Origin of the sequence: Halopseudomonas oceani (assembly GCF_002903165.1) — a bacterium.
GTDB classification, from domain to species: Bacteria; Pseudomonadota; Gammaproteobacteria; order Pseudomonadales; family Pseudomonadaceae; genus Halopseudomonas; species Halopseudomonas oceani.
The window spans coordinates 1-23,369 of record NZ_PPSK01000018.1 but is presented as its reverse complement, the minus strand read 5'-3'; the positions used below and the strand labels follow the sequence as shown (position 1 = coordinate 23,369).

Annotated in this window: 14 protein-coding genes; 5 read left to right on the top strand and 9 right to left on the bottom strand. The window is 62.1% G+C overall.

The features are described from left to right. The first annotated feature begins 1 nt into the window (after position 1). On the top strand, positions 2-856 hold the full coding sequence (locus C1949_RS15490; protein ID WP_104739378.1) for a sterol desaturase family protein: 855 nt from the start codon (positions 2-4) through the stop codon (positions 854-856). Next, positions 853-1,443 (top strand): NADPH-dependent FMN reductase, encoded by a 591-nt coding sequence (locus tag C1949_RS15485; RefSeq protein ID WP_104739377.1) that lies wholly within the window; start codon positions 853-855, stop codon positions 1,441-1,443. Before C1949_RS15490 ends, C1949_RS15485 begins: the two co-directional genes overlap by 4 nt. On the opposite strand, the gene recD is transcribed toward C1949_RS15485, so the two are convergent. The 4 genes from recD to C1949_RS15465 form a co-directional block, all read right to left on the bottom strand. After that, entirely contained in the window at positions 1,444-3,507 is a 2,064-nt protein-coding gene (recD, locus tag C1949_RS15480; protein WP_104739376.1) for an exodeoxyribonuclease V subunit alpha, read from the bottom strand. Then, a complete protein-coding gene (recB, locus tag C1949_RS15475; protein ID WP_104739375.1) occupies positions 3,497-7,132 on the bottom strand; it encodes an exodeoxyribonuclease V subunit beta in 3,636 nt (1,211 codons plus the stop codon). The genes recD and recB overlap by 11 nt, the downstream gene beginning before the upstream one ends. After that, a complete protein-coding gene (recC, locus tag C1949_RS15470; RefSeq protein ID WP_104739374.1) occupies positions 7,129-10,611 on the bottom strand; it encodes an exodeoxyribonuclease V subunit gamma in 3,483 nt (1,160 codons plus the stop codon). The genes recB and recC overlap by 4 nt, the downstream gene beginning before the upstream one ends. Positions 10,612-10,947: 336 nt before the next feature. Further along, positions 10,948-12,297 carry a glutamine synthetase family protein gene (locus tag C1949_RS15465; RefSeq protein ID WP_104739373.1) on the bottom strand — a complete coding sequence of 450 codons (1,350 nt, stop codon included), beginning with the start codon at positions 12,295-12,297 and terminating at the stop codon, positions 10,948-10,950. A 231-nt stretch (positions 12,298-12,528) separates the two neighbouring features. Here C1949_RS15465 and C1949_RS15460 point away from each other — a divergent pair, with 231 nt between their 5' ends. Then, positions 12,529-14,217, top strand: a complete 1,689-nt coding sequence (locus tag C1949_RS15460) for a VOC family protein (RefSeq protein WP_104739372.1) — start codon at positions 12,529-12,531, stop codon at positions 14,215-14,217. Positions 14,218-14,264: 47 nt separating this feature from the next. Here C1949_RS15460 and C1949_RS15455 read toward each other — a convergent pair whose 3' ends face one another. After that, positions 14,265-15,503 (bottom strand): saccharopine dehydrogenase family protein, encoded by a 1,239-nt coding sequence (locus C1949_RS15455; RefSeq protein WP_104739371.1) that lies wholly within the window; start codon positions 15,501-15,503, stop codon positions 14,265-14,267. 47 nt (positions 15,504-15,550) lie between these two features. Then, a complete protein-coding gene (locus C1949_RS15450) occupies positions 15,551-16,648 on the bottom strand; it encodes a carboxynorspermidine decarboxylase (RefSeq protein WP_104739437.1) in 1,098 nt (365 codons plus the stop codon). A gap of 289 nt (positions 16,649-16,937) precedes the next feature. Here C1949_RS15450 and C1949_RS15445 point away from each other — a divergent pair, with 289 nt between their 5' ends. Beyond that, positions 16,938-18,902: an alkyl/aryl-sulfatase gene (locus tag C1949_RS15445; RefSeq protein WP_104739370.1), complete on the top strand. Its 1,965-nt coding sequence runs from the start codon at positions 16,938-16,940 to the stop codon at positions 18,900-18,902. Positions 18,903-18,944: 42 nt separating this feature from the next. Here C1949_RS15445 and C1949_RS15440 read toward each other — a convergent pair whose 3' ends face one another. The 3 genes from C1949_RS15440 to glnT form a co-directional block, all read right to left on the bottom strand. Beyond that, complete coding sequence (locus C1949_RS15440; protein WP_104739369.1) at positions 18,945-19,556, bottom strand: TetR family transcriptional regulator; 612 nt, start codon at positions 19,554-19,556, stop codon at positions 18,945-18,947. Between the two features lie 50 nt (positions 19,557-19,606). Beyond that, positions 19,607-20,701 carry a putative urea ABC transporter substrate-binding protein gene (locus C1949_RS15435; RefSeq protein WP_104739368.1) on the bottom strand — a complete coding sequence of 365 codons (1,095 nt, stop codon included), beginning with the start codon at positions 20,699-20,701 and terminating at the stop codon, positions 19,607-19,609. Between the two features lie 93 nt (positions 20,702-20,794). After that, on the bottom strand, positions 20,795-22,156 hold the full coding sequence (glnT, locus tag C1949_RS15430; RefSeq protein ID WP_104739367.1) for a type III glutamate--ammonia ligase: 1,362 nt from the start codon (positions 22,154-22,156) through the stop codon (positions 20,795-20,797). Between the two features lie 148 nt (positions 22,157-22,304). Between glnT and C1949_RS15425 the strand changes: the two genes are divergently transcribed. Then, positions 22,305-23,330 (top strand): alpha/beta fold hydrolase, encoded by a 1,026-nt coding sequence (locus tag C1949_RS15425; RefSeq protein ID WP_104739366.1) that lies wholly within the window; start codon positions 22,305-22,307, stop codon positions 23,328-23,330. Positions 23,331-23,369 lie beyond the last annotated feature (39 nt).

The window sequence follows — 23,369 nt, the reverse complement described above, 5'->3', positions numbered from 1 at the left end:
CATGGAAACAATCACAACAAGCCTGAACCCCGCCGTTATCGTCGCCGGGATCTTTTTCTCCTTCATCCTGCTTGAGCTCATCGTCGGCCGCTTCTTCCAGCCGGCTGGTCAGCGCCGTGACGCGCTGATCGAGATCATCGGCTCGACCCTGTTACTCGGGGTTACCGTGCCCTTCATCACCTTCGCCAGTGGCGCCCTGATGCAGCAGCTGGCGCCCGAGTGGCAGGGCGCCCTTAGTCAGTTGCCATGGCTGGCTGGCTTTACCCTGTTCCTGTTGTTTGACGATATGACCCAGTACTGGTGGCATCGTCTGGCACATAAAGTGCCGTTCCTCTACGACCTGCATCGGGCCCATCACTCCGCCCAGTACATGAGCATCCGCATCGTCTACCGCAACAACAGCTTCTACTACCTGCTGATGCCCGGTATCTGGTTCTCCGGCATCCTCATCTATCTGGGCCTGGCACACGTCTACTTCGTTTATCTGATCCTGAAGATGTGCGTCATCTATGGCGCTCACAGCAGTGTGCCGTGGGACGCCAAGCTGTATCAGATCAAGTGGCTCAAGCCGGTCATGTGGGTAGTCGAGCGCACCATCTCCACCCCGTCTACCCACTCGGCTCACCATGGCCTGAGCGCAGAGGACGGCGTCACCAACTACAAGGGCAACTTCGGCAACCTGCTGTTCTTCTGGGACATTCTGTTCGGCACCGCCAAGATCACCCGCCGCCGTCCGCCCAAGTACGGCATCGAGAACCTCGGGCCGGTCAGCTGGACTCAGGAGCTGTTCTGGCCGCTGGTGCGCAAACCAAAAGCCAAACCCACCCCCGAGTTCAACCCCGAGGTCGCCAAATGAGTCGTCATATTGCCCTGATCGCCGGCTCCAGCCAGCAGAACAGCCAGAGCGCCAAGGTCGCCAACTGGCTGGCCACCAACCTGCAAGGCAGGAACTGCAGAACCAGCGTAATAGAACTCGCCCGACAACCGCTGCCGCTGTGGCCCGAGGCTGACAACAACGGCGTTTGGCCGGAGATTTCTGCGATCCTGCGCAGCGCCGACGCCTTGGTCGTCATCAGCCCGGAATGGCACGGCATGGCCAGTCCGGCGCTGAAGAACCTGTTCATGTATGCCGGCCGCGCCGAGCTGGCACACAAGCCGGCGCTGCTGGTGGGTGTGTCAGGCGGACAGGGCGGCAGCTACCCGCTGGCCGAGCTGCGCGCTTCCAGCTACAAGAACTGCCGCCTTTGCTACCTGCCCGAGCACCTGATCGTGCGCAACGTCGAACAGGTCATGAACCCCGACGAGCCCGCCAGCGAAGACGACCAGCGTATCCGCGCTCGCGCCGACTGGGCCATGGGACTGCTGCTCGATTACACCGAAGCGATGGCCCCGCTGCACGAGCGCCACCGCAGCCCGCCAGCGGACTGGATGAACGGGATGTGATCAGTTGGCGGTCGCGCCCAGGTCCAGCCCACTGATCCGCCGCACCGGCGTCTGCACCGCTGGCTCAAACACGCCGGGACGGCTTTCCAGCAGGCTGAAGTGTTTGCTCGCGCGGGTAATCGCGGTGTAGACCAGCTCCTTAGTCAGTACCGGGTTGCGCGCCTCCGGCAGCACCAGCACGGCGTGCTCGAACTCCGAGCCCTGCGACTTGTGCACGGTCATGGCAAACACCGTTTCCACCTCCGGCAGACGGCTGGGCAACACGAAGCGAATGCCGCCCTTGCCATCGTTGCGCGGGAAGGCGACGCGCAGCGCCTCGGTCTCCGGCTGACCGGCGTGCAGCGCCGGTTCGCGGATGCGCAGGGCAATGCCAATGTCGCCGTTCATCAAGCCCAGACTGTAGTCGTTGCGAGTGACCAGCACCGGGCGCCCCTCGTACCAGAGCTTGTCGGCGTGCAGCAGGCCGCGACGGCTCAGCAGATCCGCCACCCGCTGGTTGATGCCTTCGACGCCCCAGTCGCCGCGGCGCACCGCACACAGCAGCTGGAAACGGTCGAAGGCGCGCAGCACATCGCCCGCCCAGGCCTGCCAGCAGGGATCATCGGCCATCGCATCCGCGCCCGGGCGCTGCGCCTGCAGCGTGCTCAGATAGGCGCCATAGCCCGGCAGGCCACCCTCGCTGCCCAGCACCAGCGCGGCAAACCCGGGGTCGCGCAGGTCTGGCAGGCGCCGGCTGTGAATATCGGCGAACTGCCCCCGCTGCAGCAGATCACGCGCGGCGGTGGCGTCGCAGCGATTAACCGCGCGGGCCAGCTCACCGATGCCGCTGTCAGCACCAAAGCGGTGGGAATGGCGCAACATGGCGGTCTGCTGCTCCAGCAGATGGGTCGTCTCGTCACCGGGCTGCAAACCGCTTTCGGCCAGCGACTGACCGCTGACCTGCTGCAGCCATTCGAGCGTGGCCGCTGAGTAGCAACCGGCGTCGGCGCGTCTGCACAGGTCGCCCAGCACCGCGCCGGCTTCCACCGAGGCGAGCTGATCCTTGTCACCGAGCAATACCAGTCGCGCCTGCGGCGGCAGAGCGTCCAGCACGTTGGCCATCATTTCCAGATCGATCATCGAGGCCTCGTCCACCACCAGCACATCCAGCGCCAGCGGGTTACCGGCGTGATGGCGGAAGTGGCGGCTGTCCGGCAGGCTGCCGAGCAGGCGATGCAACGTGCTGACCTCGGTCGGGATGGCATCGCGCACCGCGTCATCAACCGGCAGCGCGCCGACCTGCCGCCCGATCGACTCGGTCAGCCGCGCGGCGGCCTTGCCGGTCGGTGCGGCCAGGCGGATACGCAGCGGCTTGCCCGCTTCCACTGCCGGCGTCTGCAGCAACGCCAGCAGCCGCACCACCGTGGTGGTCTTGCCGGTACCGGGGCCGCCGGTAATGATGCTGAAACGCCCGCGCGCCGCCAGTGCGCAGGCAATGCGCTGCCAGTCCGGGTTCTGCTGACTGCCGGCAAACAGGGTATCCAGCCGCTCAGGCAGATCCCCGGCAACCTGCAGTGGGTGCTGCAGGCGCTGATGCAGGGTCGAAACAACGTGCCGCTCGTGCTGCCAGTAGCGGCGCAGATACAGACGCTGGCCGACCAGTACCAGCGGGCAACTGCCCTGCTCCGGTTGCTGGCTGTCTACCACTCGGCTGGCCTGCAACGCCGCACGCCAGCTGTCCAGCGTAACGCCCGCCAGTACCGCCGACGGCAGCGGCGTATCGATTAGGCTCTCCCCTTCCGGCGGCAGCGACAGGGCAAAATCCGGCTCGGCCAGCGTAGCCGCCAGATCGAGGCAAACATGCCCATGGCCCAACTGGTGGCTGACCAGCGCCGCCGCCAGCAGCACTGCCGGGCTGGTTTCCGGCGCCTGCTCCAGCAGAAACCCGGCGAAGGCCCGGTCCAGCGCCCGCAGCCAACCGTTGGCTAGCCAGTCATCCAGCAATTGCAGCAGCGCGGTTGCGCTATCCAGCTGCACGGCGGAGCGGTCGAGACTGCCGAGCAGATCCAGTTGATCACCCTGCATGGTCAATCTCCTCAACCGGCTGGCCGGCGAACAGGCGGTCCAGCGTTTCAATCAGCTCACGCGGCGGGCGCTGATGGCAGATGCCGCCGTTCTCTGCGTCGACGCCGCGGACAAACCAGTAGAGCGCACCGCCAATGTGGCGGTCGTAATCGTAATCAGGCAAACGCGCCTGCAACTGGCGGTGCAGCGCCAGCAGGTAGAAGACGTATTGTAGGTCGTAACGGTGCTCCAGCAGCGCACGGCTCATGGCCGCCTCGCTGTAATCGGCCGCCGTTGCACCCAGCCAGTTGGACTTGTAGTCGAGCACGTAATAGCGCCCCTCGTGCTCCAGCACCAGGTCGATATAGCCCTTGAACAGGCCGTTCAGGCGGTCACGCTGCAGCGCCGGACGCGGCTGCCCGTCCAGCGTCATCGCCGTGACCAGCCGATCGATCTGCTGCACGTCGACCTTGCTGGCGGCAAACATAAAGGCCATTTCGCTCTGGTAACGCGACGGCGGCAGCTCACCCAGCGCCAGCTCGGTACCCGGCACCAGCCCCGGGCGCTGCAGCAATTGCCCCAGCCAGTCGCTCAGGCAATCACTCCACTCACCCCAGCCACGGCGCTGACAGCGCGGCGCCAGCCAGCGTCGGCAACGCTCGGTATCCTGCAACGCCGAGAAGCCTTCCTGCGCCGCCAGCTCCAGCAGACCGTGCAAAAAGGTGCCTGGCTGCGGGCCACGCGGAAAGCGGTGAATGCTCGGCTGCTCGCCACGACGCAGCGGCACAAAGCGGCTCTGGCGCTCGTCGTCGGCAATCCACTCGGCCAGCGCGCTGTCGGCACTCTCGCCGCTGAGCGCCAGCGCACTGTAGGAACCGATCCACCAAGAATCGAAGCGACCGTGCGCCGGGCTACGGGCATCGACCAATGCCGGGCCATCATCCAGCAGTGGCAGTCGATCATCACGCGGCTCCGGCGCGCCCTGCAACGCGATTACCTCGCCGTCCGGCTGCCAGCGGGTCAGCCAGTCTTTCAGTTGAATAGATGATTCCAGCGCCGCGCCACCGCCCAGCAGCCAGGCAATCGCACTGCGGTGCAGCACCGACTGCTTGTTGTTGCCGCTCTTGAGGTCCGCCATGCCCAGCCAGCAGGCATGCTGCGCGCGGGTCAGCGCCACATAGAGCAAGCGCAGATCTTCACCGAGCCGCTCGCGGTCAGCCTCGGCCACCTGATCGGTGGTTGGCTTCAATACCCAGCCGTCACTCAGGCGCAGCGGCTGGTCCGCCCGCACCGGGCGGCTCAGGCAGATAAAGGGCAGGAACACCAGCGGGTACTCAAGGCCCTTGGACTTATGGATGGTCACCACCTTGACCAGTTCGGCGTCGCTTTCCAGCCGCAGTACCTGCTCATCCGCAGCCCCCTCGTCCGCCTGCCGAATCAGCTCTGCCAGGTGGCGAATCAGCGCCTGCTCGCCATCCAGCTCACGGGCGGCGCGCTGCAACAGCTCGGCCAGATGCAGCAGATTGGTCAGCGCGCGCTCGCCATCGTCCTGCTGTTGCAGCCGTGCCGGCAGTTCAAAGTCGTGCAGCAGACGGTGCAGCATCGGCAGCACACCCTGGCGCTGCCAGATACGCCGGTAATCACGGAACTGGTCGACCCGCAGCTCCCACAGGCGCTCGTCCTGATTCAACTGATCCAGCGCCTGCCAGTTGAGGTGCAGGCTGTGGCTGGCCAGCGCCGCACGCAGCAGGCGGTCGTTGCCGGGCTCGGCACAGGCGCGCAACCAGCGCAGCACATCCTGCGCCTGTTGGGTTGCCAGCACCGAGTCCTTGTCGGACAGATACACACTGCGCACGCCGCGGGCAGCCAGCGCATCACGAATCAGCTGCGCCTCGCGACCGGTGCGCACCAGCACCGCCATGTCTGCCGGACGCACCGGCGCAAGCGGCTGGTCGCTGCGGGCAAACCCGGCGCTGCCCTGCTGGCCGGCCTGCAGCAGCGCGGTCATCTCGCTGGCACAGCGCTCGGCCATCTCCCGTCGGTAGACATCGCCAGTCAATGGCTCTTCCGATTCCAGCAACCAGGCGGTCAAGGCCGGCGCGGGCACACCGTTGCAACGCCAGACCTCCTTTCGCCCGCGCGCCTGCACCGGCAGAAACGGCATGGGGTTGTCATCACCCTTGCGAAACAGAAAGGCGCCAGCGGCGAAGTTCTGCTCGGCGTGCTCGAAGACCCGATTGACCGCCGTGACCATCGCCTGGCTGGAGCGGAAGTTGGTATCCAGATTCTCGTGCCGCCCGGCGGTGTCACCACGGGCCCGAAGATAGGTGTGGATATCCGCCCCGCGGAAGGCGTAGATCGCCTGCTTGGGGTCGCCAATCAGCAACAGCGCACAGTCCTGATCGTTTTCCGCTACCCGGTAGATGCGATCGAAGATGCGGTACTGCAGCGGGTCGGTATCCTGAAACTCGTCGATCAGCGCGACCGGAAACTGCTGACGGATAACCTCGGCCAGCCGGTCGCCATTGGGGCCCTGCAGCGCGGCGTCGAGCCGGGTCAGCATGTCGTCGAAGCCCATCTGCGCACGGCGGCGCTTTTCCGCCTCAAAGCGCACCGACATCCAGTCCGCCGCATGACGCAGCGCATCGCTGTCCGGATTCGGCAGCGCAGCCAGCGCCTCGCGCAGTTGCGGCAAGCCGCGCAGCGCCGGGTGATCGGGCACGGCGCCCTTCTTCCAGGCTTCGCCGAGGCCGTCTTCGCTGAGCCGGGCCCAGGCTGCCGGCGGCAGTTCAAGCTTTATCTGTTCCGGCGTCAGCGCCCATTGGCGCAGGGTCTCAAACCAGGGCGCGTAGTAGCGCTTCTGAATCTTGCGCTTGTCGACCACGCCCTGCTCGACCGCCTGATCCAGCAACGCTTCCAGCTCATCGGCCCACTGCACACAGGGCACCTTGAGCGCGGCCAGTTCGGCATCACGCTGGTTGAGTACCTGCTCCAGCAACGCCTGCAGTTCGGTAGCAGGCGCAGCGGCTGTCGGATCGAACAACCGGCGCGCCTGTGCCAGCAACGCGTCCGGCTGGCCCCAACCGGACTGCACCCAGGCCAACGCACTGCCGTGCAGGTGATAGCAATGCAACCGCCAGTAATCACGCGCGACCTCGGCCAGCAGGTCGCGTTGGTCGGTTTCCAGTGTCTGGGTAAACAGGCTGCCGCTGTCGAAGGCGTGCTCGCGCAGCATGCGCTGACACCAGCTGTGAATGGTCGATACCGCGGCCTGATCCATCCACTGGGCGGCAATATCCAGCTTGCGCGCGGCGCTGGCGTGCTCGGCTTCAGGGATATCCGCCAGCAGGCCAGCGAGAATCGGGTCCGGTTCAGTCAGTTCAACACGGAACGCCTGCGCGCCCTCTACCAGCCGTGCGCGAATGCGGTCACGCAGTTCCTGGGTCGCGGCCTCGGTAAAGGTCACCACCAGCACATCCGGCGGCAGCAGTTCACGGCTGAAGGCACTGTCGCCATCGCCATGCCCCAGTACCAGCCGCAGGTAAAGCGCCGAGATGGTGAAGGTCTTGCCGGTACCGGCACTGGCTTCAATCAGGCGGCTGCCACGCAGCGGGCAACGCAGGGCCAGGGGGCGTTGGTTGCTCATGCTTGGTCCTCCCCGGCCGGGGTAATCATCAACCATTCATCCTCAATCGCCTGCGCCAGCGGTTGATAGAGGGACTGTGCCCAACCGATAAACTCGTCGTTCGCCTGCAGGCTGGCAAAGTCGGGATAGCTGCGTTGCAGCGCCGGGCTGCCGTCGACCTCGCCGCGACTGAAGTCGTTGCCCTCGTAGCAGAGCCGTGCGGCACCGAGGCGCTTTTCGTCCTTGCCCTCGGTCAGCCAGGCGAAGGCGGTTTCCACGGCGACCGGCAACGGTCGGCTCAGGCCGTGCAGATACCCCAGCAACCAATCGCGCACGATACTGGCGGCGCGTTCCTGCTCCAGCGGCAGCAGCTGAATGCTGGCATCAGCGCCGATCAGACAGGTCGTGAGCCGGTGACCAGAGGCCGCAGCCAGCACGTGCTGGCACAACTCGCCCAGCAACTTGCGCCAGCGCAACGCGCCCTTTTTACCGAGCAGGCTGCCGGTGACCAGCTGGACCCGCATCAGGCCGTCCAACGGAGCACAACAGCGCACGCCGGCAAGCCAGCTGACCACTTCGATAGTGGCGTTCGCTGTGCTCGCCACCGCCTGCAACAGCAACGGATTTTCCAGCGGCTGATCCCACAACAGCAGTTGCTCACGGAAGCGCTCAAGCTGTCCGCCCAGGGGCGCAACCAGTTGCGCCAGGGTCAGCTGACCGAACCCGGCCAGCGGCAGGCTGCCGCGCTGCTGCAGGCGGCTGGCCTGCTCAAGCAGCAGGGCCTGCCAGTCATCCTGCAAATCGGCCTGCTGCACCTGTTCCAGCAGCCACTGGCTGAGCTGGTGTCGTTGCAGACCGTCGAGTGCAAAGGGTTCGTCGTCTTCGCTGGTGCTGTGCTGCTCCTGCAGCCAGACCTTCAGCCGGGCGGCAAAAAAGTGCTCAACCGGGTTACGCAGAAAGCGCTGCAGCGCCAGCAGCTCGATGGGCGCTTCCAGCGTGACCGGCGCCAGCGGCTGGTCTGCATCATCGCTGGCACGCCGGTCGTGCAGCTGACGCCACTCGCTGGCGTAACTGAACAGCGCGGAATCGGCGCTGAAATAGGCGCGACTGAACGGCTGCAACGGATGCTCGACGGTCAGCGCGTGCAACAGATCAGAGTCGTCCGCCGCGCGCCAACCAGCAGCCAGATGATCGCGCAGCTGCCCGATCAATACCGACGGCGGCCGTTCGCTGTTATTGCGGATACTGCGCCCGACCCAGCTGATATGCAGGGCGTCGCGCGCCGACAGCAGCGCCTCAAGCAGCAGATAACGGTCGTCCTCGCGGCGCGAGCGGTCGCCCGGCCGGTAATCACGGCCCATCAGGTCGAAGTCCAGCGGTGGCTGCGCGCGCGGGTAGTCGCCGTCGTTCATGCCCAGCAGGCAGATGCGCTTGAACGGAATGGCGCGCATCGGCATCAGCGTGCAGACGTTGACCGCCCCGGCGAGAAAACGCTGACTGAGCTGGCTCTGGCCGACACCATCGAGCCAGGCCTCGGCCACCACGTTGAGCGGCAGCGCCACGTCCAGCGCGACGCCGTCACACAGCTCCAGCCAGTCGGCCAGCCCCTCGTGCAGCTGCGCCAGCAGCAGTTGATCCCGATCACTCTCGGCGATAAAGAAGTCATCCAGCAGCTGACGCAGGCGTTCGCCCCATTCACTCGGCACGGTCGCACTGGCCAGCTGCGTTTCGTGGCGGTCCAGCGCATCCAGCAGGCCGCTGAGCGGGCCGATCAGCGCCGCGTCCAGCCCGCCAATCTCGTCATAGGGTTCGATCTGCTGCCAGGCCTCGGCACCGCCGCTGGCGTAACCCAGCAGCATCCGGCGCAGGCCGAAACGCCAGCTGTTGGCTTCCAACCCGTCTGGCAAACCCAGAGCGGCGCGGCGCTGCTGATCCAGCCCCCAGCGGATGCCTGCGCCCTCGATCCAGCGTTGCAGGGTCGGCAGGTCGGCCTCACTCAGACCAAAGCGACTGCGCAACGCTGGCACATCGAGCAGGTCCAGCACCTCACTGACCGGCAGCCGGCTGTCAGGCAAACGCAGCAGGTGCTCCAGTGCAATCAGCAGCGGCTCCTGGCCGCGCTGGCCCTGATCGGCCAGGGTAAAGGGAATCGCCCGCGGGTCGTCGCCACTGTGCTGACCAAACACCGCCTGAATATGCGGTGCGTAGAGGTTAACGTCCGGCACCATGACGATGATGTCGCGTGGTTTGAGGTCCGGGTCGGCAGCAAAGGCGGCCAGCAGCTGATCGTGCAGCACTTCGACTTCGCGCTGCGGGCTGTGCGCCAGATGAAAGCGGATGGACTGATCCTGTGCAGTGTCGACCGCCGGCCACAAGTCGCGCGACTCGGCCAGCGGCCGCAGCTGCAGGATGTCCTGCTGCAGTTGCTGCAGCAGCGTGTTGCCGGCGGGTGCTTCAAACAGGTCAACCCGGCCACCGGCAATATTGGCGAAGCGCGCTTCGTAACTGGCGCGCTCGTCGTGCTGGTCGAGCAGGTTGATGTAGTCACGGCCCTGCTTGCCCCAGGCGGCCAGCAGCGGATGGGCGTGCTGGTGCAAGGTGTTCTCGTCCAGTTGCAAAGGCGTACCCGGCCGCCGCTGCTGACGGCGGTACTCGTGGCGCAGCAGGTCCTGATCGGCAACGATATCGCCCCAGTGATACTCACAGGGGTTGAGCACGCAAAGCAGCACCTGCGAGAAGCGGCCGATCACCGCCAGCGCCTCCAGCGTCTGCGCCGGCAGCGACGAGATACCAAATACGATAACCCGGCGCGGCAGGCTGGCTGGCCGGCTGTCACAGTCGAGCAGGTGCTGGACAAAACGCGGATGGATGCCCGCCCGGCTGTCGCTCAGACGTTCGGCACCCACGTCGGCCAGCACCGCACGCCAGAGCGCCGGCTGCCAGCGTTCCTCATCATCCAGCGGCCGCGCGCCAGCGCGCGCCAGGCCGATATGGTCGCGCCCGGCGGCCCAGTCATTCAGCCAGTCGGCGCGGTAAACCTGATACTGGTCGAACAGGTCGGCCAGCCGCACCGCCAGTTGGTAACGCTTGCGGCAATCGTGGTCATCGGCGAGAAAGCGTTTAAGCGGGGCGAAATCGGGCTGATCCTGCAATGCAGGCAGCAGCCGCATCAGCCGCCAGGTCAGCGGCTGCTTGTCGAGCGGCGATTGCTCGGGCACGCTGTCGCGCCCCAAAACGCCGCGGTAGCTGTCCCATAGAAACCGCGCCGGCAGCTGCACATCCAGCGCCGCCGCGATGCCGCAGCCGCCCTGAGCAGGGTCGGCAGCCAGCGCCATCTGCAGCCACTGGGCAATGCCGTTGCTCTGCACCAGGATGACTTCGTTTTCCAGCGGCGCCAGCGGGTGCGCCCGCATCCAGTCCACCGCCAGCTCACGCAGGGTCTCCAGGCGGTTGCCGTGGATGATCATCAAACCGGGGGCGAGGCCGTTGGCGTCCTGCATGGAAGCTCCTTGAATAGGGTCTGTTGCTGTTTCGTTCCCCCGCCTGTTGCAGCCTGTAAAGCTGTCAATCAAGGAGCGAGAAGCGTAGCGTGGTCATTCCACGTAAGCGCCGAGCGACGCCGAGTGGCGGCTTTACAGGCGCAACCCGCAGGGCCGGGGCTATTTTTCGGCCATGCTGCGTTGTCAGTCGCTTATGTGGAGCGACCACACTGCGCTCTTTCCGCCTTGCCTGGCCGAAAAACAGCCTCCGGCAGACGGGGGAACGAAACAGCAACAGACCCTTAACAGACCGCAGTCTATCACCGCGCTGCGACAGGCGCGGTCGCAGCTGCTCGCCTAAACCTGGCTGCCGAGAAAGCGCCTCTCCCACGGCGTAATTTCATCCATAAAGCTCTGCAGCTCCATGCGCTTGCTGGCGAGGAAGCCGTCAACAAACTCGGCGCCGAACAGCTCACGCGCCAGCGTGCTGCGATCCAGCCGCAGGATGGCGTCGTGCAACGTGCCGGGCAGGGTCAGCTCGTCCGGTGCCTCGAACTCGCCTTGGGCCGGAGCAGATGGCTCGCACTGGTTGTCGATGCCATACAGGCCCGCAGCCAGTGAGGCTGCCACACTCAGGTAGGGGTTGGCATCGGCGCCGGGCAGGCGGTTTTCGACACGGCGCGCTTCCGGGCCGCTGGCCGGAATACGCAGGCCGGCGGAGCGGTTGTCGTGCGACCAGCACAGGTTGTTTGGCGATGCGTACGCGTGGCAGAAACGCTGGTAGGAGTTGATGTAGGGCGCCATCAGCAACGTCAGCTCGCCCATGCACTGCTGCAGGCCACCAATGAAGTGCCCGAAATGCGCCGTGGCCTCGCCGGTGTCTGCATCGGTAAAGATATTGTTGCTGCTCCCCTGCTCCACCACGCTCTGGTGGATGTGCATCGAGCAGCCGGGCACGCGCGCCAGCGGCTTGGCCATGCACACGGCAATCAGCCCGTGCTTGAGCGCGACTTCATGCAGCGCGTGCTTGAACAGGAAGGTCTGGTCGGCAATCAGCAGCGGATCACCATGGACAAAATTGATCTCGTACTGGCTGACGCCCATCTCGTGCATAAAGGTATCGCGAGGAATGCCCAGCGCGGCCATGGTGTCGGCCAGCTCGTCGAAGAACGGCTTGAGGCCGCTGCTGGTGCTGACACTGAACGCGCCGTAACCGGCTTCGCGGCGGCCATCCAGTCCCACCGGCGGCTGGAACGGCTGGGTGTCGTCACGATTGGGCTCGAACAGAAAGAACTCCAGCTCGGTCGCTACCACCGGCGCCCAACCGCGCTCGGCGTAACGTTCGACTACACGGCTCAGCAGCGCTCGAGTCGACAAGCCGGACAGCTGGCCGTCCAGCTCCACGGCTTCACAGATGGCCATTGCACGAGGGCGCTCAATCCACGGCAGCACGTGCACCTGATCCAGCAGCGGGCGCAACACCAGATCGCCATCGTCGCTGCCGTAATACTGCGCCTCCGGGTAGCCACCCATCACGCACTGCAGCAGCACCCCACGCGCCAGCTGCAGCCGACGATCCGCAAGAAAGCCTTCGCCGGTCATTACCTTGCCACGGGGAATACCGTTCAAGTCCGGGGTGACACACTCGACATCGCCAACACCGGCAAGGCGTTCGGCAAGGGAACCAAGGGATACGGGGGCATTCATGGAGCGCTACCTGTGTTTACTCTGGCCAATAGGGCGTGCCCGGATCATACCCCATCCGCGGCAAAACGAGGCGAAGCGGATGAAGAGGCATGGCGCTGGTGAATACCCCTTGAAACAGAACGAACGTTCATTCATTATTGTGACTGCCGACCAGTCACGCCGTCTCGCGCACTGCGCCGACTTACAAAACCTGACTCAGCCGACCAAACAACAACAATGAAGGAGCTCGGCATGTTCCAACAGCATCTCCGCGCCTTAGCTATCTGTGCGTTTCTAGCCTTTGTCAGCGGCTGCCTGTCCGGCGGCGGCGGAAGCAGTGACGAGACGCCGCCTGCAGGGCCCGCGGCCTCCCGAGCAACTCCCGCCTATCTGCAGGCCGTCGGCCTCGGCGTTTCCGATCTCGACGCCGCTGTCGCTCTTTATCGAGACGGGTTGGGCATGACCGAGCGTGAGCGCCTGACGCGTGACAACCGCATCGAAGTCGTCATGGAGCCTGCCGACAAGCGCGGCGCGCTGGTCGTACTGATGGAGTTCACTGACGGCGTCGGCCGCAACGTGCAGCAAAACCCGGGCAAGCTGGCGTTCTACGTCAAGGACCCAGCAACTTTTGCTACGGCCTTTGCCACCGCAGGCGGGCGCATTGTTGTACCGCCGGCTCCGCAGCCGAGTGTCGGCGGTGTAATCGTTGGTTTCGGGCGAGACCAGGACAACAACCTGATCGAAATCGTCGGTGCCAGCGACGCCACCCACTCGTACCTCAGCGCCGTCGGCATCGGTGTCTCTGACCTGGAAGCGGCCCGCGACTTCTACGCCAACACCTTCGGCTTCGAACAGGACCAGTTTCTTTCCATTCCCGGTCAATATGACGAATATATTCTGACCTCACCCGTGCCCGGCAGCTCTGCGCTGGTGCTGATGCACTGGACCAACGGCGCGCCCTACGACTACCAGGACAACCCGATCAAGCTCGAGCTAGCCAGCGCCGATCCCGCTCTGCTCGCCGACGACATTGAAAAAGCCAACCTGCCGATAAACCAGGCGCCTGCCCCCAGCACCGATGCTGACCTCAACGGCGCACTGGTCGGCTACGCGGCCGATGCCGACGGCACTATGCTTGAGCTTCGCCGCTCGATTCGCCCCTATCTGGCCGGCGCCGCCATCGGCGTTGCAGACCTGGAAGCCTCCGTCAGCTTCTACCAAGAGGCGCTGGGCATGCAGCAGGTGACACGCCGCACCCGCGACAACCGCGACGAGGTGGTGTTGCGCTCTGCCGACAACAAGGGTTCGCAGATTGTGCTGATGGGCTTTACCGACGGCGAGGCCCGCAACTACAGCCGCAACCCAGGCAAACTGGTGTTCTACGCCCGAGACCCGAACGCCTTTGCCCAGTCAATCCGCGATGCCGGCGGCGTGATTCTGGTTGAGCCGGTAGATCAGGGACCTGCGCTGGGTAATGCGGTAGTCGGTTTTGGCCGTGATCTGGACAACAACCTGATCGAGATCGTCGGCGACGACAGCGCTACCGAATCCTGGTTTGGCGCCTTTGGTATCGGCGTCAGCGATCTGGCTTCCGCCAAGGCATTCTATGCAGACACATTGGGCTTCAAGGTATCGCTGTTCCTGCCAATTGCCGGCCAGTACAACGAGTACATTCTGCAGGGCTACGGTGGCTCGGCACTGGTGCTGATGAACTGGACCAACGGCACGCCGCGCAACTACACCAACAACCCGGTGAAACTCGAAATCGGCAGCCTGTCGCCCGAGGGTTTTCTGGAGACTATCGGCGACGCCGGTCAGCGCGTTGATCAGCAGGTAACCGAAGACCCAAGCCGCAACGACGAGCTGGTCGGCTACGCCCGCGATGCCGACGGCACCGTGCTGGAGGTGCTGCTCGCGCCTTGGGGACAAACAGCGCCGTGACGAAAAAGGCCAGCTTTTCAGCTGGCCTTTTCTTCTAGCTCACCGACTCAGAAGCTCAGTGCGCGATCGCCCTGCTCATCCTTAATGCGGGTGGGCAGGCCCATTTCGTTCAGCAGGTTGATGAACGGCTTGGGATCCAGTTCTTCGACGTTAACCATCTTGCCCGCATCCCACGTGCCCTGCGCGATCAGGATGGCAGCGGCAACCGGCGGTACACCGGCAGTGTAGGAAATCCCCTGACTGCCGACTTCAGCATAGGCTTCGGCGTGATCCGCTACGTTGTAGATGAACACTTCCTTGTCCTTGCCATCCTTCTTGCCTTTGACCACATCACCGATGCAGGTCTTGCCAGTATAGTCGGGGGCCAGTGACGACGGATCGGGCAGCACGGCCTTGACCACTTTCAGCGGAATCACTTCCAGGCCTTCAGCAGTGGTCACCGGCTGCTCAGACAGCAGGCCGAGGTTCTTCAGCACGGTGAACACGTTGATGTAGTGCTCGCCAAAGCCCATCCAGAACCGCACGTTTGGCACACCCAGATTCTGCGACAGCGAATGCACTTCATCGTGGCCAGTCATATAGCTGGTTTGCGAGCCCACTACCGGCAGATCATCGGTACGCTTGACCTCGAACATCTTGTTGCTGGTCCACTGGCTGTTCTGCCAGGACCACACTTGCCCGGTGAACTCGCGGAAGTTGATTTCCGGGTCGAAGTTGGTTGCGAAGTACTTGCCGTGGCTGCCGGCGTTGATATCGATAATGTCGATTTCCTCGACGCTATCGAAGTACTCGTTCACCGCAACAGCAGCGTAAGCGTTGACCACGCCCGGATCAAACCCCACGCCCAGCACCGCAGTAATGCCCTTCTCAGCGCACAGTTCCTTGCGCTTCCACTCGTAGTTGGCGTACCACGGCGGCGTCTCACAGATCTTGTCCGGCTCTTCGTGAATGGCGGTATCCAGGTAGGCAGCACCGGTCTCGATGCAGGCCTGCAGTACCGACATATTGATGAAAGCCGATCCGACATTGATCACCAGTTGCGACTGTGTCTTGTCAATCAACGCCTTGGTGGCCTCGATATCGAGGGCATTCAGGGCATGGGCTTGCAATTCACCGGCAACCTTGAGGCTGCCCTTTTCCTTCACGCTGTCGACGATGGCCTGACACTTCTCAGCGGTACGCGACGCGATATGGACGTTACCCAGCACGTCATTGTGCTGGGCGCATTTGTGTGCGACCACCTGGGCCACACCACCGGCACCAATAATCAGAACGTTTTTCTTCATTTCTCTTCCTCGAAACGCCTCCTTGGAAAGGCTGGGTAGGTTATGCCTCAGGAGAGGCTGTCCAGGTAATCCTGGAATCCGAACTCGCGCACCAGTTTCACCGAACCATCAAGCTCCCTGATCGCAATGGCGGGCATATTGACGCCGTTGAACCAGTTCTTCTTGACCATGGTGTAACCAGCCGCATCAATAAAGGACAGGCGATCGCCAATCTTCAGCTCGCTGTCAAAATTGAATTCGCCGAAGATGTCGCCGGCCAGGCAAGACTTGCCGCATACCATGTATTGATGCGGGCCAGCGCAGGGCTCCATCTTGGCCTCCTGACGGTAGATCAGCAGATCGAGCATGTGCGCTTCGATCGAGCTGTCGACCACGGCCAACTGCTTGCCGTTGTAGAGGGTGTCGAGCACTGTCACTTCGAGGGAAGTGCTCAGGGTAATCGCGGCCTCGCCGGGCTCCAGGTAAACCTGAACCCCGTAGCGCTCGGAGAACGCCTTGAGGCGGGCGCAGAAACGATCCAGCGGATAGTCTTCGCCGGTGAAGTGAATACCGCCGCCCAGACTGACCCAACTCACCTGCGCAAGCAGGTGGCCGAAGCGTTCTTCGATCTGTCCGAGCATCTGGTCAAACAGGTCGAATTCGCTGTTCTCGCAGTTGTTGTGAATCATAAAGCCGGAGATCAAAGGCAACACCGCCTCGATCTTGGCTGCGTCCCACTCGCCCAGACGGCTGAACGGACGGGCAGGATCAGCGATCAGAAAGTCTGAGCTACTGACTCCGGGGTTCAGGCGCAGGCCGCGTACCTTGTCGGTCGAGGCGTCACTGAAACGGTTCAGCTGACTGATGGAGTTGAAGATGATCTTGTCCGAATGGGCCAAGACTTCGTCGATCTCGTCATCGGCATAGGCCACGCTGTAGGCATGTGTCTCCCCCGGGAACTTGAGCTTCCCCAGCTTGACTTCGTTCAGGGAGGAGGAGGTAGTGCCATCCATGTACTGACTCATAAAGTCGAACACGGACCAGGTAGCAAAGCATTTGAGTGCGAGCAGCGCCTTGGCTCCGGAGTGCTCACGCACGTAGGCGATCTTCTCCATATTGCGTTCGAGCTTGCTCTTGTCGATGAGATAGTACGGCGTCTTGATCAATTCGTTCATACCCTCCAGCTAACAGCGCCCGGTAACCGGGCAAGCGAAAGCGCAAAATTATAAATTAACGCGCCAGCGGTCGATAGGAAAAATCGCCCCACTAAGCCTAGCCCCCGATTGCTGCAGTTTCACTTCAATACAACAAGAAATGCAGATAACGCATAGATTTTAAAATAAAAATGCATTGGCCATATATCGCCAGTCCCTCCTATAGTGTCTCAATGCTGGCTTCGCCGGCTATCAAGAACAATTCCGCCGCATGCACGGCGACGACACACGGAGACACCCCATGCGTTCACGCAATGTCATCCTCGGCCTCGGCGCCGTGGCCGCCAGTATCAGCCTGGCTGTCGGTGCTACCCCAAACCCAGCCACCGAGCTAACCGCTGCCAGTAATCACGCGGTCCTGGAGCAACTTCCCTTTGCCGACCAGCAGGCCTTTGCTGATGCCCAGCGCGGCTTTGTTGCCCAATTACCCGACGGCAAGGTCACCAACGACGACGGTTCGGTTGCCTGGGACATGAGCGAATATGCGTTCCTGAACAACGAGACCGCACCCGATACCGTCAACCCCAGCCTTTGGCGCCAGGCACGACTAAACGCGATTCACGGCCTGTTCAAGGTGACCGACGGCATGTACCAGATCCGCGGCATGGATCTGGCCAACATGACGATCATTGAAGGTGACACCGGCCTGATCATCATTGATCCGCTACTGTCTCCCTCCACCGCCAAGGCCGGCCTGGAGCTGTACTACCAGAACCGTCCGCAAAAGCCGGTTGTTGCGGTGCTCTACACCCACAACCACGTCGACCACTGGGGCGGCGTAAAGGGGGTCACCAGCAATGAGGATGTCGCCTCTGGCAAGACGCGTATCTATGCGCCAGTCGGCTTCATGGAACACGCGGTCTCCGAGAACGTAATCGCCGGGCCGGCGATGAGCCGCCGGGCCATCTACCAGTTCGGCGCCATGCTGCCACCGGGCGAACGTGGTCACGTCGACACCGGTCTGGGCAAGGCGCTGTCCAAAGGCGAGCGCACGCTGATTGCACCGACTGATACCGTGCCGGACAACAGCACCCTGACCATTGACGGCGTGGATATCGAGTTTCTGATGGCTCACGGTACCGAGGCCGAGTCGGAAATGATGATGTACTTCCCCGCGTTCAAGGTACTGGATACCGCGGAGATCACCAGCCAGCACATGCATAACGTCTATACCATTCGCGGCGCAGCGGTGCGTGACGCCAGCGCATGGGCGCACTACATCGACCTGGCGCTGGAGCGTTTCGGTGACCGCGCCGATATCGTCGTTGGTCAGCATCACTGGCCAATCTGGAGCCAGGAGGATGCCAAGCGCTTCCTGTCGGTGCAGCGCGATATGTACAAGTATCTGCATGACCAGTCTGTGCGCATGATCAACAAGGGCTACCTGCCGGGCGATATCGCCGAACAGCTGAAACTGCCAGCCAGCCTTGACCAGCAATGGTACGCACGCGGTTACTACGGCACCCTGCGCCACAACGCCAAAGCCATCTACCAGCGCTACATGGGCTGGTACGACGCTAACCCAGCCAACCTTAACCCGCTGCCACCGGTGCAGAACGCGGCGAAGACCATTGAATACATGGGCGGCGCCGACAAAGTGATCGAGCAGGCACGCAAGGATTACGACAACGGCGAGTATCGCTGGGTCGCCAGCGTCATGAATCAGGTCGTCTTTGCTGACCCAAGCAACCAGGCCGCGCGTGAACTGGGTGCAGATGCGCTAGAGCAACTCGGTTATCAAGCAGAAGCCGGCACTTGGCGCGGAGCTTACCTGATGGGCGCTCAGGAACTGCGTAACGGCACCCTGCCACCGACCGTCGGCTCATTGTCGCCGGACGTGCTGCAAGCACTGGATACCGGGATGTTCTTCGACCTGATGGGCGTTCGCCTGGATGCAGCCAAGGCCGAGGGCAAACACCTGGTAATCAACTGGCAGCTGACAGACACCAACGAGAACTACCGTCTAAACTTGGAGCATTCGACGCTGACCTATCGCGCCGATACTCAGGATGACAACGCGCAGGCAACGGTCAGCATGACCCGCGATACGCTGGACCAGATCCTGCTGCGCCGCACCACCTTCCCGGAAGCGGTCAAGGCTGGGCAAATCAGGATCAGCGGTGAGCCGAATGCCTTCTTCGGTCTGCTGCAAATGCTGGAAGTGCCTTCCGGTGACTTCCCGATCGTGACTCCGGTCAGTAACTGACCTTTTAGCCCCGTTCGTACCTTGACGAACGGGGCTCTTTTTTTACGGCTGCTGCAGCGAACGCAGCAAACGCTCAGCAAAAAATCCCCGCTGCTCATTCAGGTCAAACAAACCCGGCGCAAACAGCCAGGTTTGGGTCACGCCCATCAACTGGGTATAGATCATCAAGGCAAGCTGTCCGGCCGATTGCCCCTGTGGAATCTGCCCTTGCTCCTGCGCGGAGCAGGCCAGCGACGCCAGTGTTTCTATCATGCTTTGGGTCAGTCGCCGCTCACGCTCAAGCGTGCTCTGCATCGCCTCGGTCAGCTCCGTTTTATTCAGCAGGATTTCGAAGGATTGGCGAAACCAGGCGTCCTCGACCAGTAGCACAAACCAACTGCGGACAAATCCGCCGATTCGCTCCAACGGAGACAGGCCACCGCTGCGCGCCTGCGCCACCAGCTTCTCCAGTGGCTCCTGCGAGTAGGCCAGTACTGCCTCGAACAGGTCATCCTTGTTCTTGAAATGCCAGTAGATCGGGCCACGACTGAAGCCGGCTTCGCTGCCGATCATCGCCAGCGTGGTGTTGGAGTATCCGTTGCGGCTGAATAACGTCAGTGCCGCTTCGATGATTTTTAAACGGGTTTTTTCCGCGTCTTCTTTGGTTCTGCGCATGGGTGTTCCAGAAGTGCTGCGGGAGCAGGCTCCCGCAGCAGTCAGACTCCTCAGAGGGCGCCGTCGGCCGCCATCTGCATGTACTCGGTATCAAACCGCAGCTTGATGTTAGCGGTATCGCCGAGTGTCTTGCCATTGGGCATCTCGATCCCGACGAAATCCGCAGAGTCAGCCCCTTCGCCCAGCAGCCCCTTCTCGAACGAGAAATCGCGGACACTGTCCATGGCGTCATAGGCTTCGTCGCTGGCAATAAAGGTCAGCGCATCCGCCGGTTGCCAGAACATCTTCATACCGGCCAACTGTGCCTCGTAACCAGCCTGATCGGTCGCCGACGCTTCGCCAAGGAAGGCACGTGCCTTCTGCCCGGCTTCACTATCGGTACCCATCTCGGCCATCAGCTCAAACCAGGCCCCAACCAGCGCCTTGCCGAGTGCGGGGTTGTCGCGCAGGGTTTCGGTGTTGACGATGGTCAGGTCCTTGATATGGCCCGGAATCTGGCTGGAATCAAATACGCGATTGGCACCCGGCTGGCTGAGGATTTCGTCCAGCAACGGGTTCCAGGTCACCACATTGCGCACGTCATCCGTGTTGTAGGCGGCCACCATGTCCGCGTCGCTGGTATTGACTACGGTAACGTCACTCTCGCTCAGACCAACCGAATCCAGCGCTCGGGCGAGCAAATAGTGGGATACCGAAAGCTCAACCAGATTGACCTGCTGGCCCTTCAGATCCGCCACACTGGTGCTGTCCTTCATGACGATGCCATCGTTGCCGTTGGAGTAATCACCGACGATCAACGCAGTGGTATCCACACCGCCCGCCGAGGGAATGGACAGCGCATCCATACTGGTTGCTACCACACCATCAAACTGACCAGCACTGTACTGGTTGATCGACTCGATATAGTCGTTGATCTGCACGATCTCGACACTGATGCCGTATTTATCGGCCCACTTTTTCATCAACCCTGACTCATCGATGTACTTCCACGGAATCCAGCCAGCGTAGATGCTCCAGGCCAGCTTGAAGCTGTCCTTTTCCTCTGCCTGAGCGGCTGGTACGACGGCAACCGATGCCGCCAGTGCAATCACGGCGCCTGAAACAACCTGCTTGAAACGTCGTGCAAATGGAACGGACTTTTTCATGGTTCAACTCCATATGGTTCTAGTTGGCAATGATGTGAAGGCTTGGCAGTAACTCCGCAGCAAGAACCGCGCCGTCACCGGCGCGGAACCGACTTAAAAGAACTTCAGGTAGCGCTGTAGCTCCCAATCGGAGACGTGGGTGTGATACTCGGTCCACTCCTGACGCTTGAAGCTGACAAAGCTGTCGAACATCGCATCGCCGAATACCGCGCGCGACAGCGGGTCTGCTTCGAAGGCATCGACAGCCTCGCCGAGGTTTTGCGGCAACAGCTCAATGTCCATCTCTCGCACCTGCTGATCGGTGTAGTTGTACATGTTCTCCCGATGCGGCGTACCCGGATCCATACCCTCGCGGATACCTTCCAGGCCAGCAGCCAGCATCATCGCGGCGCCGAGATAGGGATTGCAGGCAATATCGGCCGCACGACACTCGACCCGGCCACCCTGCGACGGGATACGCAGCATGTTGGTGCGGTTGTTGTTGCCGTAGCAAACGAATACTGGCGCCCAGGTAGAGCCAGACATGCTGCCCTTGCGCACCAGACGCTTGTAGCTGTTGACCGTCGGCGCAATCACCGCGCTGATCGCCTTGGCGTGCTTCATCACACCGGCAATAAAGTGATACGCCATCTGAGTCACGCCGCAGCCGTAGGAGTCTTCACCATTCGCCGCATCAAACAGATTGCGCCCGGTTTCACGATCCGCCAGCGACATGTTGTAGTGCGCGCCGCTGCCAGTGCGATTAGCCGAGGGCTTGGGCATAAAGCTGGCAAAGCCGCCATGCTTGCGCGCAATCTCGTTCGCCATCAGACGGAAGAACACCAAGCGGTCAGCCATGCCGAGGGCATCGGTATAGGTAAAGTCGGTTTCAAACTGGCCGTTGGCATCTTCATGGTCAAAGGAGTAAACATCCCAGCCCATGGCATTCATGGCTTCGACCAGCTCACCGACGATGGGCATGTTGTCCATCAGGCCGCGGGGGTCGTAGCAGGGTTTGGCCAGCGTGTCGCGGGCGCTGATAGGTTCGAAGCCGCCGTCCTCGGAATCGCGAAACAGGAAAAACTCGGTCTCGATACCCAGGTTGAAGGTCAGTCCCATGTCCGCCGCCTGCGCGACCTGACGCTTAAGGATATTGCGCGAGCAGGCCTCAAACGGCGCGCCGTCCAGATACAGGTCACTGGCGAACCAAGCCAGTTCAGGATTCCACGGACAGATGGTGGCAGTCGCAGGATCAGGCATGGTCGCGACTTCATTATCGCTGATGTCCTGTGGAACACCGTCCAGCGCAGCGCCAGTGTAGAGCTCCGACCCTTTCATCATCCGCCCCAGATGATTGAGCGGAACAAACTTGCCCTTGATCACCCCGTGCAGATCGACGTAGCCACTCAGAGCGTACTTCACGCCCTTCTCTGCAAGGGACTCTTTCAATTGTTCACTGCTCACATGCTGACTCATGTTGATACTCCGCTGATTCTGTCCGCAACCGCTGCGGCGCTTGGTACGAATCTTTCATTCAACATACATGCCAGCATGCATATTTAATTGGCAGACAGAATCCGAGTCGCTGGCGATCAATTCAATGGCGCCAACCAAGAGGCCGCATATGTACGAATATCAAGCAGTTGAAGACGAATTCCATGCCGGAGACTGGCCGCTCCAGAGCGGAACGGTACTGCGCGATGCCCGTTTACGTTATCTACAGATAGGCCAGCTCAACGCTGCGTGTGACAACCTGATCATCCTGCCGACGTACTACGGCGGAACACACGAAGGAAATCTGCCCCTGATTGGTGCAGGCAGCCCCTTAGACCCGGAACGCTACTGCATTCTGATTCCAAATCTGCTTGGCAACGGCCAATCCAGCTCGCCTTCCAACGCACACCACAGTCAACGCGGTCCTAATTTCCCCAAGGTCAGCCTGTACGACAACGTCGTTTTGCAGCACAGACTGGTTGAGGAGCACTTTGCAGGCGCTGAAGTCGCACTCGTCGCCGGCTGGTCAATGGGCGGCATGCAGGCTCTGCAGTGGGGCTGCCTGTACCCGGACCAGGTAAAGCGCGTGGCCAGTATTTGTGCGACCGCCCGTTGCTGGCCACACAACCAGGTGTTTCTTGAGGGGGTCAAGGCAGCACTGACATGTGACAAAGACTGGGATGGAGGGCGTTACCAATCCCCGCCAAAGGCCGGCCTGAAGGCCTTTGGCCGAGTTTACGCCGGCTGGGCCTACAGCCAGGCGTTCTTTCGCGAAGAGCGATATAAAGAACTGGGCTTCGACTCGATAGAGTCGCTGTTACGGTACTGGGAAGAGGACCACCTCAAGCAAGACGCCAACAATCTGCTTGCCGTGTTGCACACATGGCAACAGGGAGACATCAGCGCCAACCCAGTCTGGAACAACGATTTCGACGCCGCGCTAAAGGGGATTCAAGCGAGTTGCCTGATCATGCCAGGCAGCACCGATCTCTACTTCACCAGCGAAGACGCCTTAAGCGAAGCACAGCAAGTACCAAACGCATTTTTTCGGCCGCTTGAGTCCGACTGGGGGCATTGTGCAGGAGCACCTGGGCGCAATCCGCCAGATACAAGAAGTATTCTCGGTGTACTAAGGGTATTACTTAGTGATCATTAAGTAGAAACATCGGCGTGTATCCCCCGTACATCGACAGCT